Here is a 15,390-nt window from a genome sequence, read left to right as displayed (position 1 = left end):
GCGCTGTTTTGTTTTAACAGGTTTCGTTTATTAGCTTTCAGGAGAGCTATTAACGTGGCTCAAAAGCCAGCGACTGAATTGCTTCTTCAATCGTTAGGAAGTGGATCTTCATCAGGCACACTTCAGCTTTTTGAAACTCGTGGTTTCGAATCAGTTTAGTCACGCTTTCAACCGAATACTGCTCAGCTCGTTTAGCTAAACCCAGTTGGTTTGAGTTTGATTGTAGCGAGTAGCTGTCGCCAACTGAATCGATGAGGTAATCATCTTCGCCCAAGATCATATCTGAGCATTCCACCTGGAAATCTTGTTCTGACGCGACGTAAATAAGCTCATCATCACCGTCGAGTTTTACCAAAGATGGCCAACTGATCATTACTGCCCTTTCTATGTGCTGCTTACTGCTTTTAATAGTGGTGACGACAAGCAATTATATAAAAGTTATCGTCATCTGCTTTATACACTAATCGATTCTTGTCATCGATTCGTCTTGACCAAAAGCTAGACAGGTTGCCGACTAGTGGCTCCGGCTTTCCAATCCCTTCAAAGGGCGTTCTTTTGGCGGCTTCAATCAACTTATTTAGTTTCTTGAGCGTTTTCTTGTCTTGGGTTTGCCAGTATAGGTAATCTTCCCAAGCATTATCTGTAAATACAATCTTTCGATCATTCGTCATTATTCAATTCTCGAACGGTTGTATTTCCGGCTTCGAGTTGAGCAATAGATTCAGCCAATCTTTCAGCGTTTTTAGGCGAGCTCATTAGGTACAAGGTTTCTTGCATTGAATTAAAATGATCAAGAGACATGACCACTGCATCTTCTGAATCTCGTCTGGTTATTACCGTAACATCAGAATCGTCTACCACTCTATCGAGCACAGACTTAAGGCTATTTCTGGCCTCAGTAAAAGAAACAATATTCATCACTTATTTACCCTGTTGTTTTTGGATATGTTTAATCTTTCTATATACACAGAATAGTTAATCATTCATGAATTAACTATTCTACATGTTCCGCTTGTTGTACATATTATATCAGAGCTTACACATGATCAACTTATGGTACATGTCATTCATTGTAAATATGCAGAGAGTTACTGACTCAAAATGCTATTTACTCAAAGATCGGCCTAATGGTGCGAAGTAACCTTGCAGGGCTTGGTATATCTGTTCTCGGTGCGCCATATCAGGATACACGGGGTACATATCAGGCTTGGTTGTGCCATCCACTAGATAAGCGTTCTTGATATCGGAACACGATTCAATCACGGATTCAAAAGCGCGCGCCATCATCTCTGTGGGTAGTGAGAAGTAACGGGCAGACATCGCTTTGTCGGCAATCACACTGCGAGCCACATAATCGTGTTTGTCCAAGTTATTGTCGCTAAGCAGTGTGGCATCAAACAGAGACATCAAACTTTCGTTTAATGGATGAGGTCGCACCGTTCTATCGTGCAACCAACAGTCGCTGGCGAACAGGATCTGCTTGCGAGGGCCAGAGGTATCGCCGATTTCAAACGCTTTCTCAGCGATATAGTGGTCAAATGCATGCCAAAACTCGTGAGCGAGCGCGCCAGCTCCGGCATTCTTCGCGAGGGCTAATTCTCGTTGGTTCGGGGCATAGTGTGCTTGTACGCCTTTTCTGCCGCCACTGCCGAACGCTAAGCCTAATGTGCCGCGAAGGCCAATCGCTTCTGGTGGCAAAGCCAAGATGTAAGCCAAGTCGGCTAGCGAATCGAATATCAGATTTGCGGCCAACTCTTTTTCTTCTTTCGTCACCCAAGCACCCACACGAATGCTGCCCATACCGAAGGTTTGTTTGATGTCCATGAATGACACCTGATCGCCATGTCGGTAGTCTGGGCCTTCGCGCGTTTTGTATTTAAAGTGAGTTAACTTCAAAAGGGTCCTTGGAAACAGACGTAAGAATGAATAGTGTGCTCAGTGAGATGCGCCTGTGTGAGATGCATCTCTTGGAATTAAAGGACGTTAGCACTTTTGATAGCAAATTGCCGAACAAAATTAGTTTAGATTGAGTTCGAAAGCTTCCCATGAAGTTGGGTTACCTTCATGAGTGAGTGGAAAGAGTGGCTGTTGTGGTTTTGCATAGCTTAATCGGTGCAGTCTTTGAGTTACGTGGTAGCTATCAAGCCCTGATACCGTGACCAAATCCAACGCTTCTAAATCAAGGTAGCCATCCGGCATCACGGCGCGTTTGGGTGCGTGAATCGTTATAACTTCACCGATCAACATTTGCGTTTGATTGCTTTCGATTGTTATCTGTTCTTTGAACGCTAACCCTATCTTTAAACTGCTCTCCAAGACGAAGGGAGCGGGGAATGTGTCGTCATAATAGGCCGTTAAGCCGACCGCGTTGAATTCTGAGACTGGTTTAGGGTAGCGAGCCGAGGTTTGATGGGCCTTTTTAACAAAGTCAGCACCAATGCTGTTAACGGTGAAGTACTTAGTTTCTAGGATGTTTTCTAGCGTATGACGTCGGCTTTTATCTGGGCGAACAATAAAACCAAGCAGCGCGGGATCAGACCCTAGGTGAATGACAGAGCTCACTATCGCAAGGTTTTCAAGCCCCTGTTTATCACAAGTACCAATTAGGTTGGCGCTTTTAAATCCAGATAGGGAGTTAACCAAACGAATGCGGTGGCGCGGGTCCATTGTTTGGATATCTTGTTTAGAAAGGGTCATGTCCTTCATATCTTCTCTTCTTCTCATTTATTGTTATCTTCGAGCATGCTCACTAACGGACTTATATGTACGAAGAATCCGCTTTTATCGATCAAAGAGCGCTTATTGGCCGTGGGCAGTTTGTCTCTTTTATCTCTGCTACAGCACAATAAACGAGATCCTTTGCATAGATTTACGTACGTTGACGTCCCTTTACATCACAGGAGCTAAAGTAATGATGTCGTCTTTATGAGTGTTAACAAATGAAAACAGTCCGCAATATCATTTGGGCAATGATTGCCACAATGTCAGCCTTTTGGTTTGCGATGGAACCGCAATTATTCGCTTCAAGCGATGTCTTTGAATGGCGCTCAGCCATGATTCAGTACTCAGGTATTTTGTCTCTGGTGTTAATGTCCATCACAATGATCTTGGCGATGCGTTTGCCTATGGTTGAGAATTGGCTGAAAGGTATGGATAAAGCATATCGAGTCCATAAATGGCTCGGTATCGGTGGTGTTGCACTGGGTGTGACACACTGGTTGTGGTACCAAATACCTAAGTCATTGGTGGTGTCTGGTGTGTTAGATAAGCCTGTTCGACACGATGGTTCAGGGCCGCAAGCTGTTTTGACTGGATGGGAGTTATGGGTCAATGAATTACGCGGTATTGCTCAGAGTATTGGCGAGTGGGGCTTCTACTTGTTGCTCATTTTACTGGTGGCGTCACTATGGGCGGCAGTGAAGTACAAACCGTTTAAATTGTCGCACCGTCTGATGTCGGTTGCGTACCTGTTTATCGCTTTCCACTCAGTAATCCTGCTTAAACGAGCGTATTGGGGAGAACCTATTTATTATCTAACTGTGGCATTTGCTTTGGCTGGGTCTATCGCAGCGATTTACAGTTTGTTGGGCTTGGTTGGGCGTCGTAATCGTCACTCAGCGAAGATTATCTCGACTCGCTATTTTCCACAAGCTGAAGTGATGGAGCTGGTGTTAAAACCGGAGGCATCTTGGCAAGGTCACAAAGCTGGGCAGTTTGCGTACTTGCGTTTCGGTAATGAAGACCCGCATCCGTTTACCATTGTTTCTGGCAGTGATGATCCAGAGCTGCGCTTTTTGATCAAAGAGCTGGGTGATTTTACTAATGGCCTATATGAACGAGTGAAAGCGGGCGATGCGGTTACGGTTGAAGGACCCTATGGTCGACTTTATTTTGACCTAAGCAAGCCACAAATTTGGATTGCTGGTGGTGTCGGGATAGCGTCGTTTTTTGCAACACTTGAAGCGCTCAAAACAGAACGAGATCATCCTCGTATTCAACTGTTTTATTGTACTCGCGGTGTTGATAAGCAATTAATCGATGAGTTGTGGCACCTAGCACACGCGGTTGGTGTGAAGTTGACCGTGATAGATACCTTGCACTCACCGCGGCTAAACGCCGGAAGAATTGTCAATCAATGTGGCGACCTCAACGAGTACGAGATGTATTTCTGCGGGCCGGAGTTGTTCTCTACATCACTGAAAAAAGAATTAGACACCTATCAATTTGATATTGAAAAGCACTACCACGAAGAGCTGTTTGTGATGCGTTAAAGCCAACTATTGGAGCTGTGATTGTTAAATTAGTCAATCGGCACAGTGTAAAAAGGCGTAAAGTCACTCAATTTGTTATTGCAGCGGTTTGCTATTGAGCGATACCATATAGGGCTGTTTCTTTGGTAAAGATGTAATTATGTCAGATGAAAAACTCGCACTCGAATGGATGCGCCAACAAGCTCATAAAGTTGACCCATACGTTATCGATCCATCGTTTGATGAATGCGTTGAGTTGCTTGATCCTGCCTTCAAGAAAGGCAAGAGTGTTGCTCAACTCAAGTATCTGTTATCAGAAGCAGATCGCCGAGCGGGCGCGGCAGAACGTAAGCATGCGGCTTTAAAATACGCCAAAGAGAAAAGCCCAAATGCTGGTCAAATCTTGCGACTGCAAAGCAAGCTTCAACAAGTTCAGTTGGCTCTCAAGCTTGCCACTGGCGATAACAATATGACCATATCTCAGTTCTGTTCAGAGTATGACGTGACTAAGCGTGACGGCAATACGGCATGGAACGAAAAGCTGGTGGAGCAGGGTAAGAGAAAGTAGTCTTTTAAACACTTTACTCTTCTATAAACTGTCACGTTAGTTAATGTCATACACTTTTCAAAAACGACCTATTGTTATCAATGAACGCCTTTCTAAAGCCTGAAAAATCGCTTCTCAGGCTTTAATTTTTATAGCCAACCTGTTGCATTTTTTAGCGCCTTTCCTAATTCTCGTACTGGATTTTCTCTCTATTTTTCTGAGATAGCTAATGTGCGCGATACACTATTTTTCGCCCATTAATCAATTTCACTTGTGACAAAGTTATCAGAATTATGCATTTTCGGTAACGTTCCCGAAATTATCGATCTATCATCCACTCAGATACAAAAGTGAAGTAATCAACACGACTGATTTCTATTTCTTCTTCGATATAGAGCTTATACATCAAAAGTATAAGCCGAAATGTGCTTACGAATTATTTTGGGAACGTTTGCAGATAATCCAAAACAATTAACGTGAGAACATCAGAATGAAACGACACATTTTAGCGGTTGCTGTAACAATGGGGCTAATGACTACATCGGTATTAGCAAGTGAAGACGTTGCAGCATTAGAGCAACGTATTAATGAATTAGAACAAAGGGTTGCACAAACAGAGCAGGTCTCTACCGAGGCCAATGAAAAGGCTTCTTCGTTTGAGTTTCACGGCTATGCTCGCTCTGGGTTATTGATCAACGACGACCTAAACGGCGCGACAGGTACTGGTCCTTACATGACAGCGGCGGGTGCCATTGGAGCTCCAATTGGACGTCTTGGTGTTGAAGATGATCATTACGTTGAAGCGAACTTGATTCATAAGCGATTTGCAGACGATGGCTCTAGTGCTTTGTTTCGCATCATGTTGGCCGACAGTACTGAGACAAATAACGAGTGGACTGCCAGCGAAAGCCAGTTGAATGTGCGACAAGTGTATTCAGAACTGAACCGTCTGAGCATGTTCTCTGAATCTGAAGCGTTTTCTGAAGCAACGTTTTGGGCGGGTAAACGATTCGATCGCGACAACTTTGATATTCACTTTTTCGATTCGGATATTGTCTTCTTATCAGGTACTGGTGCGGGCGTTTATGACGTTCAGATGAGCGACAACTGGAAAGCGAATTTCTCTATTTATGGCCGAGATTTTGGTGAGATTGATAGCTCGTCAACAGATGTAGAAAACTACATTGCAACCATGAATAACCGTATTGGCCAATGGCAAGTGATGTTGAGCGGTATGACCTCAGCAGACAACGATAGCCGCCTAAATGGCGCAGCTGAAAGCGGTGTACACGCAATGTTTGCGTACCATGGAGACAACTTCTTTGGTCTGAGCGAAGGCTTCTCTAAAACGGGTATGTTAGTGGGTAGTGGCCTAGGTGCAGAGCTAAAAGGCATCGGTTCAAATGGTGATCTACTGGATGACGCGAAAGCCGTTCGCCTGTTTAGCTACGGTGTCACTCGCATTGGCGACAACTGGCGCTTAGCACCTGCATTAATGGCAGAGCATAGCCAAGACCGTTTGAAGAAGAATGACGAGTTCACATGGGCTTCTTTAAACGTTCGATTAGCTCAAGAGTTCACAGAGAACTTTGAGATGGTTTACGAAGGTTCATTGCAATACATGGATTTAGACAACTCGACAGAGCAAGCGAGCGGCGGTTTCTACAAAGCGACAGTTGCACCAACACTCAAGCTTTCAACTAGCACTGGTTTCTTTGACCGACCAGAACTGCGTTTCGCTGTGAGCTATGTGGATTGGAGTGAAGACCTAAATGGTTACTCGATCAGCACTGAAGCAGATGCTGCAACGATGGGAGAGGGCGGCGAGGTTCTGTTTGCACTGCAGATGGAAACTTGGTTCTAATTGCTTGATATATCGTTTAGATAGAGAGTGTTACTCATGATGTGATAGTCGCATCAGCAAATGCCAACCTTATCGTTTCAACTCGAAGGTTGGCATTTTTTATCTTGGGATAACCTGATCTCTGAAATAAATCGCTAGCAAGACTCTCGGTCAATAGTGGTGAAGGTCAACACCATCTTGCTCATTTCAAAGCCTTTTTTCTCAATACGGTCGAGTAGCAGCTTGGCTCCATTTTCTCCCGCTTTATCAAACGCATAGTTAAACGTAGACAGCGTTGGTGTGCATACTGAAGCGAGCTCATCGTCACCTACACCGAGCACCAATATATCCTTTCCTGGAACGAGCCCTGCTTCCTGAATGGCTCTGATCGCACCGATTGCGATACGGTCAGTGGCGCAGAATAGGCCGTCGAGCTTGGTGTGCTCCTTGAGATACTGCTTCGCCAGTTGGTAACCTGATTCTATGGTGAAGTCGCCACGGGCGTGAAATTGCAGTGTGAGGTCGTTAAATTGAAGCGATTGAGCGAAGCCTTCCGATCTCATCTTATCAACCGCAATATCATCACCTTGCACACCGATGAATCCCATATGCTTACAAGCTTTCGCTATGAGGCGATTACCCGCTTCAAACCCTACGCGAGTGTCGTCGTGCACAATGCTTGGGATGTTAAACATTGACCCGTCTTGACCAACCAATACCACGGGTACGGCAGAGCTTTGAATCGCTTTGACTAATTGGTTGTCGAGGTGGGTCGCGTACAGGATGATACCTTCAACACGCCTCTGGTTAAATATCTGAATATATTCAAGTTCTTTATTGTGTGTTTGGTGTGTGCTCGCTAATAATACATGCTTGCCCGCTTGCTCTAATACGGCGGTTAAACCATCGACACCCTGAGAGGTGGCATGGGAAGAAACCCTAGGAACAATCACGCCAACCAGGTTGGTTTTTTGGGACTTTAAGTCTTTAGCGACTTGGTTTGGGAGATAGCCACACTCTTCAACCGCTTTACGCACCTTCACCTTGGTCGCGTCTTTTACGCCATACTCATCATTGATTACTCTTGAAACCGTCGACTTGGAAACTCCAGCGAGACGAGCGACATCATGAAGACTAGCCATTATTCATTATCCAATTGTAATTTTAGTTTTGGGATTGTTTGCAAACAGAGCATCAAATTTACCTGTTATTAGGGGATTTTAACCCTGTCTTCTTATCCTAGGGAGATAATTTGAAGATCATTCTCACACTATTGAGCAGTTATCTTTGATCATTTGTTATTTCTAGGCAAAAATTTGTTTTGCAAACGTTCCCGAAAATTCAAAAGCTCAAATGATAATCCAATGGGGTATGTAATGAATTATCCAAAAATAGCAAAAGAGCTGCTTTCTCTATTAGGTGGTAAAAGTAATATCACCGCACTCGCACACTGCGCGACTCGTCTGCGTCTTGCGGTTGCAGACCAAGATAAAATTGATGAACAGGCGATTGATAACCTAGAAGGGGTTAAGGGCCAGTTTAAAGTGGCAGGTCAATATCAGATCATCTTTGGCTCAGGCATCGTAAACCAAGTTTATGCTGAGTTGGCTAAGCTGACTGAAATGACGGAAATGTCGACCAACGATGTGGCGTCTGCAGGTGCTGACAACCAAAATATCCTGCAACGCGCGGTGAAAGGCCTGTCTGATATTTTTGTACCAATCATTCCGGCGATTGTTGCTGGTGGTTTGTTGATGGGTATCTACAACCTATTGACGGCTCAAGGCTTATTCATTGATGGCAAATCTTTAATCGACGCTAATCCGGGTTTGACCGACTTAGCAAACATGATCAATACATTTGCTAATGCTCCTTTTGTGTACTTACCTATTTTATTAGCATTTTCAGCGAGTAAGAAGTTTGGTGGTAACCCATACCTTGGCGCGGCTTTAGGTATGTTGATGGTTCACCCAGACTTGCTTAACGGCTGGGGCTTCGGTGGCGCATCAGTGTCGGGCAGCATTCCGGTTTGGAACATTTTAGGTTTCGAAATCGAGAAAGTAGGCTATCAAGGTTCAGTACTACCCGTTCTTGTTTCTGCGTTTATTCTAGCGAAAGTTGAGCTTGGGCTGCGTAAAGTTATTCCTTCGGTTCTGGATAACTTGCTAACGCCGCTATTGGCGATTTTCATAACTGGTTTGTTAACATTCACGATTGTTGGTCCATTTACTCGTGATATCGGCTTCCTGCTTGGTGACGGCCTAAATTGGTTATACAACAGTGCTGGCTTCATTGGCGGTGCGGTGTTTGGTTTGATTTATGCGCCGTTTGTTATTACTGGTATGCACCATAGCTTTATTGCTATTGAAACTCAGCTGCTTGCGGATATCGCAACGACTGGCGGTACGTTCATCTTCCCTATCGCGGCGATGTCTAACGTGTCACAAGGTGCAGCGGCACTGGCGGTTGGTTTCATGAGTAAAGATAAGAAAATGAAAGGTATCGCGATTCCTTCTGGTGTGACTGGCTTGCTTGGTATTACTGAACCTGCAATGTTCGGTGTGAACTTGAAGCTTCGCTATCCATTCATTGCTGCGGTTTGTGCCGCTGCGATTTCAAGCGCGTTTATCACGATGTTCAATGTGAAAGCACAAGCACTGGGTGCGGCGGGTATTCCTGGCATCATCTCAATATCACCAGAAAAGATTGGCTACTACGTGGTAGGTATGATTATCGCGTTCGTGACTGCCTTTGCTCTGACCGTTGTTTTAGGTCTGCGCGAGCGCAGCAAGCAAAACATTAAAGCAACAGCTTAACGTTTCTCCCTAGAAGTGAAGCCCCCCTTTTCACTTCATTTCCTAAGCTTTGGGGTGCTAGCTAGGTGATTTGGCTTAGCTAGCCTTTTTATATTTTTACATGACAGCGTGAAGTGTCACCTTGCTTTTGGTTGCTACTGCTTTCGATTGCCATCGCTTTCGGTTGTCATGATTTTCAGTTTTAAGGTAAGAAAGATGAATCAAGTTTGGGTAACTGGAGACGCCGTCGTCGACCTCATTCCGGAGACTGACGCGACATTATTGAAATGTCCGGGCGGTGCGCCTGCTAATGTCGCGGTAGCGATTTCTCGCCTTTTAGGCAAAAGCGCATTTTTTGGCCGAGTGGGTAACGATCCGTTTGGCACTTTTATGGAAGTGACTCTGCAAAAGGAAGGTGTGAATACCGAGCGTTTGGTGAAGGACCCTGAACAACGCACGTCAACCGTGGTGGTCGATCTTGATGACCAAGGCGAGCGTAGCTTTACGTTTATGGTTAAGCCAAGTGCCGACCAGTTTATGTCTGTTGAAGACATTCCCGAATTTAAGAAAAACGAGTGGCTACACGTCTGCTCGATCTCTTTGGCTAATGAACCAAGCCGAAGCAGTACCTTCGAAGCGATCCGACGTATGAAAGCCGCGGGCGGTTACATCAGCTTCGATCCAAACCTTCGTGATGAAGTGTGGCAAAACCCATCTGAAATTAAGTCTGTGGTCATGAAAGCGGTTGAATTGGCTGATGTGGTTAAATTCTCAGAAGAAGAACTGGATTTCTTAACCGATTCAACTTCGATGGAACAAGGTTTGGCTAACATTGCAGATCTTAACAACACGCTTGTTCTGGTTACGCAGGGCGCGAAAGGCGTTTGGCGAGTATTTGAAAACCAAGGTGTGTTGATTTCAGGTCGCTCAGTGACGCCAGTGGATACCACGGGTGCAGGCGATGCTTTTGTTGGCGGTTTGCTTGCAAAGCTTTCTCAAGATGATGAGTGGAACAATCAACAAGTCGTCGATTCTGCAATTCAGTGGGCGAATGGGTGTGGTGCACTGGCGACCACGCAAAAAGGCGCAATGACCGCACTTCCAACGCAAGAAGCTCTTACTCAGTTTATTCAAAAAGACTCTTCAAATACGAATGCCGTAGAGGAGAGTGTATGAGTTTGAACTCGAACTGGACAGTAGAGCAAAGATATCGCCGTATAGAAGATATTTCTCTAGAGAGTATTGATGCGATGGTAGAGCTTCGCAAACAAGACTCTGGCTATCCAAGCTACCATATTGCGCCTAAGTTTGGTCTGCTTAATGATCCGAATGGTCTGTGTTTCTTTAATGGTGAACACCACCTATTTTACCAATGGACGCCAGTTGGCCCCGTCCATGGTATGAAGTACTGGTACCACCTTTCTACCAAAGACTTCGTTCATTTCGAAGACCACGGCATTGGCTTGCACCCAGACCAAGATTACGACTCTCACGGTGTTTACTCTGGTGGTGCATTGGTTGAAAACGACAATGCATTGTTGTTTTTTACAGGTAACAAGCGCGATGGAAATTGGTTGCGAGTGCCAACTCAATGTTTTGCCAAGATGACTGCTGACGGCAAAATAGAAAAGCACGGCGTGGTTATCGAAAACGATCACTACACCGAACATTTCCGCGACCCAAAAGTGTGGAAACAGGGCGGCGATTATCTGATGGTTGTGGGTGCTCAAACGCCTCAAAATACTGGCTCTATGGCGCTATATTGCAGCCGAGACCTGATGAATTGGCAGCACAAAGGTCCAATTCAAACTCGTTACAACAACCTTGGCTATATGTGGGAATGCCCAGATTTCTTTGAAATAGAGAATCAGTCGGTGATGCTGTTTTCTCCACAAGGTGTGTCTAGCGAAAATCCATACGATTTCAAAAATATCTACTCGGTGGCTTATATCGTCGGTGACCGCCTAAATCTCGATTCGGTAGAACTGGAAAACCACCAAGATATTGCGCAGCCAGATTATGGCTTCGATTTCTATGCACCACAGACTTATTTAGATGATACAGGCCGCCGTATTCTGATTGCTTGGATTGGTCTGCCTGAGATTAATACACCATCTAATGAGTATCAGTGGGCGGGCATGTTGTCGTTACCACGCGAACTTCAAATCCAAGATGGCTATCTTGTTCAGTCTGCTTTACCTGAATTGAAAGCGCTACAGGGTGAAGCTGTGGTGGTTGAAAATGCTCTTGAATTGGATACAACCAGCTTCATGGTTGAGCTCGAAACTGATACTGACGAGTTTGAGTTTACACTTGCTAACGTTGCGGGTGATAACATCGTGTTCAGTGCTACAGAAAAGGAGTTCATGCTTGATCGCAGTAAGATGTCTCAGCTCTACGCGGAAGAGTTTGGCTCAGTGAGAAAAGCACCGAGGTTGAGCACCAAGCAAACCATCGAGGTTTATGTTGATAAGTCAGTGATCGAAATCTTTATCAATGGCGGTAAGCACACAATGACCAGCCGTTTCTTCATTGATGACTTGAGTTCATTGTCGATGACTGGTGACGTGAACACCGTTTATCACTCGATGAACCCAATTAAAGGGTTGGACAACTAACCTCCGCTTATCTCCATCAAGAAAGCCGCTGATCAACAGCGGCTTTTGTTTGGTCTGCGACATCACTATTGTGCTAACTCTTTGACCTTGTCCATTCCCCGTAGCCCTGAATCTCAAGTCCATTTAGAACAAACAACCAACGCTAAGGTCGAATGTTATTGAAACTGACCTTCTGCGTTCCGTCATCTTTATTCAATAGCTCCACCACATCGCCTTGATAGTAATACGGTTCCATTGGCATCTCGCTGTTGGTCGGCCTTGCGTAATGCAATACTGCTGGCTTCGCGTCAACTTGCTGTGCGTATAGATAGCCAATCAGCGCATGTTCAAACTGGTGATAACCGTTGCCCCAATGGAAAGCTTTGGTGCGTTTTGGCTCAAGCCCGACACCGCCGTATTTGTGGTCGACCCATACATCATGAAAGGTCGGTAGGGTGTATTGCAGTACGTCTTTCATTGAATCATCGACAAGTGAAACCGTCATTGCTGCTTGATCAAGCTCCGCCCATTCCCATGATGAAGCCCAATTTGTGTTTGGTCTGCTTTGCCAGCCAGTTATCTCTTGTCCTTTCCAGGCTTTCTGAAGTTCTTCGCCATAATATTGGGATACACTCACGAACTCTTTCTGATATTGCGCCTGATCCAAAGTGTATTTCATACCGTCTAAACCAAACTCCGACCATTCAGAGTTATTCAATGTTTGGCCTGTAAGGTAAGTCATCCAATACGCTTTGATGGTGTGCCCAAAATCATTGTGATTAGCATTCGGCATCATCGCTGCTTTATCGTGAATTGCACCGTAGAAGCGTTGTTCATCTTCAGAATGGTAGTGCTCGACCATGGTTTGTGTCAGCCAACTTAGATCATCAAGCCATCTTGTCTTGGTGGGCTCTTTTAGCAGGGGAGCGACTAACAGCATGTAACCGTTAATCTGATCAAGTTGCGCGACCAGTTCACGCTGTGTGGCTTTGCCATCTTCACCATCCGCAAGTACCCAAGCAAGACCGCTGTTGTCGCTAAGTCGATATTTATCAAAGATAAAAGCTTGTTGTGCGATGAGTGCTTCTTCTACCTTTTTGTCTTGGGTCAGGTAGTAGTACATGGCAAGGCCAACTAATGCATACGCTTGATCTTGAGAAGTACGCTGCTGCCAATTCTGGCCTACTTTTCCCTCTTTTGTGTAGCCGATAAAGCCGCCGTTTTGCTTATCTTCTAGCTGATCAATGATGTAGTAGGCTCCTTGCTTGGCAAGCGCTAATGCCTGCTTATCGCCACTAAGGTGGTAGAGCACGCCATAGGCATAAGTTTGACGTGACTTCATCCGCGTAAACTCTTTGCCAAAGTGTGGCGTGATCCAGCCTTTGTTTAGTTCATGGCACACATCAGAAACATCGAGCAAGGTACCGTCATCACAGCGGAAAGTAGGGAAGTTTCCTACCGGTTCTCCTTGAGCGCTAGGCATTAACCAATAAGGTGCAAGCCCTTCAGTCGCATGGTTGAGCCACTCTTCTCCAGAAGGAAGATGGGCGTTGGCAGATACGGCGAAGCTAGTAATACTGAGTAATGCGATCGTTGCTCGTAACATGATGTTTATATTAACTATTTGAATTTCTTTGAATATAAACAATCACATCTGCACATTGTGATTAGGCGATCACAATCGACCAAATTAATAAGGTTTAGATAAAAGCTCACAGACTAGTGAGCTTTGGAAGGGTGTCTTGTATTTTATACTGGTTTGCCCGCCTCATCTTCTTCAACCACATCGGTTTCTAAGCTTGCCTCTGCCAGCCATTTTTGTATTGATGGACTGTTAAGCACACGTTGTTGATACTGCGATGCCTTTTCGGAAAGTTGTATTCCATAGGTTTCTACGCGCAATGCGACGGGTGCAAACATCGCATCGGCAATCGACCATTCACCAAATAACCATCCCTCTGGGTATTGTTCCATTTGTGCAGACCATATTGCATCAATACGAGCGATGTCTTTCAGTGCGTCTTCACTCAGTGTGAGCTTTCGTTGTGCGCGGCAGTTCATCGGCATTTCATTTCTGACGGCAAAGAACCCAGAGTGCATCTCGGCGGAAATTGCTCGGGCATGGGCGCGTTCTTTCACTGAGCTAGACCACGCTGCACCGTCCAAATAGGCATCGTTAACGTATTCGAGAATCGCCAATGAATCCCACACCGCAACATTACCATCAACTAGGGTTGGAACCTTGGCCGTTGGCGTCACTTTCGCCAGAGTGTCGTAAAAATCAGAGGTGAACAGCTTGAGCTTGATGACTTCTGCATTCAGGTTGTAGTTGTCGAATATTAGCCATGCGCGCAGTGACCAAGTTGAGTAGTTCTGGTTTCCAATATAAAGCTGCATCGTTGCTTCCTTGCGTTTGGTGGGCATGCATTTGAGATTAGGGGATTGTATTGCGGCGCACTAACGGATAATTTTGATGCAATACATTAACAAAAACGATGGGTGGTGATTTCAATATGGATATTGATGCTTTGCGAGGCTTTCTCGCGTTTGTAGAAACCAGTAGTTTCACTCGTGCAGCGAAACAGATAAATCGCACCCAATCGGCATTCAGTGCTCAGATGCGTAAGTTGGAAGAAGAACTTAACGTCACTCTTTTCCAGAAAGAAGGACGTAATTTAATACTGACTGAAGCTGGCTTAGCGCTGCGATCTCATGCCGAACAGTTGGTCGCCCTTCACAATACCGCACTTAAGCAAGTAAAGCGTTACGAAGACAAACAACCTCTGCGACTCGGCTGCCCTGAAGACTACAATGACACCATTCTGCCGAAAGTGATTCGCCTGTTACAACAAGCAGAACCTACCTGTTCCATTCAAATATTTAGCCTACCTAGCATTACGCTCAGAGAGTGGTTGGATGATGGCAGACTCGATGCGGCGATTGTCACCCGAGCGCCCGACAGCGAAGAGGGTTATTGGCTTACACATGATGTGGGTGTTTGGATTAGTAGCCCTGATTATGCGTTTGATGGTTCCAAGCCTGTTCCATTAGCCTTGTTTCAGACCGATTGTAAATATCACGCTGCAGCAGTGAATGGTTTAACTAAGCAAGGTACGCCTTATCAGTTATTGGCGTGCAGTAATACCGCTTCTGCACAACGTGCCATCGTCAAAGCGGGTTTAGCCATTGGTGCAATGGGTAAGCTCAGCGTGACTCCGGATTTGAAAATACTTGATGATATGCCGCCACTGCCTTCGGTCGATATTGTGCTGATCCTAGCGAGTAAGCATCACCCGGTATTGGATAAAGAAGTGCTCAATCAACTTGTGGAGCTGGGTTCTGAGTAGCTTAGGTTCAT

At 45.2% G+C, this 15,390-nt stretch carries 15 protein-coding genes; 7 read left to right on the top strand and 8 right to left on the bottom strand.

Features of this window, described 5'->3' with window-relative positions; all coding sequences use genetic code 11:
• Positions 1–49: 49 nt before the first annotated feature.
• From AB4133_RS08955 to AB4133_RS08935, 5 genes are all read right to left on the bottom strand, one after another.
• The gene (locus tag AB4133_RS08955) at positions 50–373 is read right to left on the bottom strand and encodes a DUF4144 domain-containing protein (protein WP_108194370.1); all 324 of its coding nucleotides are present in this window, start codon (positions 371–373) and stop codon (positions 50–52) included.
• 31 nt (positions 374–404) lie between these two features.
• A complete protein-coding gene (locus AB4133_RS08950) occupies positions 405–671 on the bottom strand; it encodes a Txe/YoeB family addiction module toxin (RefSeq protein ID WP_017061615.1) in 267 nt (88 codons plus the stop codon).
• Positions 661–918 carry a type II toxin-antitoxin system Phd/YefM family antitoxin gene (locus AB4133_RS08945; protein ID WP_017061616.1) on the bottom strand — a complete coding sequence of 86 codons (258 nt, stop codon included), beginning with the start codon at positions 916–918 and terminating at the stop codon, positions 661–663. Before AB4133_RS08945 ends, AB4133_RS08950 begins: the two co-directional genes overlap by 11 nt.
• A 186-nt stretch (positions 919–1,104) precedes the next feature.
• The gene (locus tag AB4133_RS08940; protein WP_017061617.1) at positions 1,105–1,896 is read right to left on the bottom strand and encodes a CLCA_X family protein; all 792 of its coding nucleotides are present in this window, start codon (positions 1,894–1,896) and stop codon (positions 1,105–1,107) included.
• Between the two features lie 120 nt (positions 1,897–2,016).
• Positions 2,017–2,706 (bottom strand): flavin reductase family protein, encoded by a 690-nt coding sequence (locus AB4133_RS08935; protein ID WP_372224244.1) that lies wholly within the window; start codon positions 2,704–2,706, stop codon positions 2,017–2,019.
• Positions 2,707–2,939: 233 nt separating this feature from the next.
• Here AB4133_RS08935 and AB4133_RS08930 point away from each other — a divergent pair, with 233 nt between their 5' ends.
• The 3 genes from AB4133_RS08930 to AB4133_RS08920 all read left to right on the top strand — a co-directional run bounded on the left by AB4133_RS08930 (position 2,940) and on the right by AB4133_RS08920 (position 6,661).
• Complete coding sequence (locus tag AB4133_RS08930; protein ID WP_017061619.1) at positions 2,940–4,271, top strand: ferric reductase-like transmembrane domain-containing protein; 1,332 nt, start codon at positions 2,940–2,942, stop codon at positions 4,269–4,271.
• A 139-nt stretch (positions 4,272–4,410) separates the two neighbouring features.
• On the top strand, positions 4,411–4,818 hold the full coding sequence (locus AB4133_RS08925) for a hypothetical protein (RefSeq protein ID WP_017061620.1): 408 nt from the start codon (positions 4,411–4,413) through the stop codon (positions 4,816–4,818).
• Between the two features lie 469 nt (positions 4,819–5,287).
• Positions 5,288–6,661: a carbohydrate porin gene (locus AB4133_RS08920; RefSeq protein WP_102320859.1), complete on the top strand. Its 1,374-nt coding sequence runs from the start codon at positions 5,288–5,290 to the stop codon at positions 6,659–6,661.
• Between the two features lie 134 nt (positions 6,662–6,795).
• Here AB4133_RS08920 and AB4133_RS08915 read toward each other — a convergent pair whose 3' ends face one another.
• Complete coding sequence (locus tag AB4133_RS08915; RefSeq protein WP_017064973.1) at positions 6,796–7,782, bottom strand: LacI family DNA-binding transcriptional regulator; 987 nt, start codon at positions 7,780–7,782, stop codon at positions 6,796–6,798.
• Between the two features lie 234 nt (positions 7,783–8,016).
• Here AB4133_RS08915 and AB4133_RS08910 point away from each other — a divergent pair, with 234 nt between their 5' ends.
• From AB4133_RS08910 to AB4133_RS08900, 3 genes are all read left to right on the top strand, one after another.
• Positions 8,017–9,456 carry a sucrose-specific PTS transporter subunit IIBC gene (locus AB4133_RS08910; RefSeq protein ID WP_017064972.1) on the top strand — a complete coding sequence of 480 codons (1,440 nt, stop codon included), beginning with the start codon at positions 8,017–8,019 and terminating at the stop codon, positions 9,454–9,456.
• Positions 9,457–9,651: 195 nt separating this feature from the next.
• Entirely contained in the window at positions 9,652–10,611 is a 960-nt protein-coding gene (locus AB4133_RS08905) for an aminoimidazole riboside kinase (RefSeq protein ID WP_017061624.1), read from the top strand.
• Positions 10,608–12,053: a sucrose-6-phosphate hydrolase gene (locus AB4133_RS08900; RefSeq protein ID WP_372224243.1), complete on the top strand. Its 1,446-nt coding sequence runs from the start codon at positions 10,608–10,610 to the stop codon at positions 12,051–12,053. Before AB4133_RS08905 ends, AB4133_RS08900 begins: the two co-directional genes overlap by 4 nt.
• 142 nt (positions 12,054–12,195) lie before the next feature.
• Here the strand turns inward: AB4133_RS08900 and AB4133_RS08895 are convergent, their stop codons facing one another.
• Together AB4133_RS08895 and AB4133_RS08890 are read right to left on the bottom strand one after the other, a co-directional pair.
• Positions 12,196–13,638, bottom strand: coding sequence for an N-acylglucosamine 2-epimerase (locus AB4133_RS08895; RefSeq protein WP_372224242.1), 1,443 nt, complete (start codon positions 13,636–13,638; stop codon positions 12,196–12,198).
• Positions 13,639–13,781: 143 nt separating this feature from the next.
• Entirely contained in the window at positions 13,782–14,429 is a 648-nt protein-coding gene (locus tag AB4133_RS08890) for a glutathione S-transferase family protein (protein ID WP_372224241.1), read from the bottom strand.
• A gap of 98 nt (positions 14,430–14,527) precedes the next feature.
• On the opposite strand from AB4133_RS08890, the gene AB4133_RS08885 reads away from it, so the two are divergent.
• Positions 14,528–15,379: a LysR family transcriptional regulator gene (locus AB4133_RS08885; RefSeq protein WP_372224240.1), complete on the top strand. Its 852-nt coding sequence runs from the start codon at positions 14,528–14,530 to the stop codon at positions 15,377–15,379.
• Positions 15,380–15,390: the final 11 nt, after the last annotated feature.

Origin of the sequence: Vibrio sp. 10N.286.52.F8 (assembly GCF_041468745.1) — a bacterium.
Taxonomy (GTDB): Bacteria; Pseudomonadota; Gammaproteobacteria; order Enterobacterales; family Vibrionaceae; genus Vibrio; species Vibrio crassostreae_C.
Note: the sequence above shows the minus strand (reverse complement) of the source record. Positions and strands in the feature narration are given on the sequence as shown.

Excerpts from the sequence above, each read along its gene's own strand:
- AB4133_RS08955 (WP_108194370.1), bottom strand. The coding sequence starts at position 373 with ATGATCAGTTGGCCATCTTTGGTAAAACTCGACGGTGATGATGAGCTT.
- AB4133_RS08950 (WP_017061615.1), bottom strand. The coding sequence starts at position 671 with ATGACGAATGATCGAAAGATTGTATTTACAGATAATGCTTGGGAAGAT.
- AB4133_RS08945 (WP_017061616.1), bottom strand. The coding sequence starts at position 918 with ATGAATATTGTTTCTTTTACTGAGGCCAGAAATAGCCTTAAGTCTGTG.
- AB4133_RS08935 (WP_372224244.1), bottom strand. The coding sequence starts at position 2,706 with ATGAAGGACATGACCCTTTCTAAACAAGATATCCAAACAATGGACCCG.
- AB4133_RS08930 (WP_017061619.1), top strand. The coding sequence starts at position 2,940 with ATGAAAACAGTCCGCAATATCATTTGGGCAATGATTGCCACAATGTCA.
- AB4133_RS08925 (WP_017061620.1), top strand. The coding sequence starts at position 4,411 with ATGTCAGATGAAAAACTCGCACTCGAATGGATGCGCCAACAAGCTCAT.
- AB4133_RS08920 (WP_102320859.1), top strand. The coding sequence starts at position 5,288 with ATGAAACGACACATTTTAGCGGTTGCTGTAACAATGGGGCTAATGACT.
- AB4133_RS08915 (WP_017064973.1), bottom strand. The coding sequence starts at position 7,782 with ATGGCTAGTCTTCATGATGTCGCTCGTCTCGCTGGAGTTTCCAAGTCG.
- AB4133_RS08910 (WP_017064972.1), top strand. The coding sequence starts at position 8,017 with ATGAATTATCCAAAAATAGCAAAAGAGCTGCTTTCTCTATTAGGTGGT.
- AB4133_RS08905 (WP_017061624.1), top strand. The coding sequence starts at position 9,652 with ATGAATCAAGTTTGGGTAACTGGAGACGCCGTCGTCGACCTCATTCCG.
- AB4133_RS08900 (WP_372224243.1), top strand. The coding sequence starts at position 10,608 with ATGAGTTTGAACTCGAACTGGACAGTAGAGCAAAGATATCGCCGTATA.
- AB4133_RS08895 (WP_372224242.1), bottom strand. The coding sequence starts at position 13,638 with ATGTTACGAGCAACGATCGCATTACTCAGTATTACTAGCTTCGCCGTA.
- AB4133_RS08890 (WP_372224241.1), bottom strand. The coding sequence starts at position 14,429 with ATGCAGCTTTATATTGGAAACCAGAACTACTCAACTTGGTCACTGCGC.
- AB4133_RS08885 (WP_372224240.1), top strand. The coding sequence starts at position 14,528 with ATGGGTGGTGATTTCAATATGGATATTGATGCTTTGCGAGGCTTTCTC.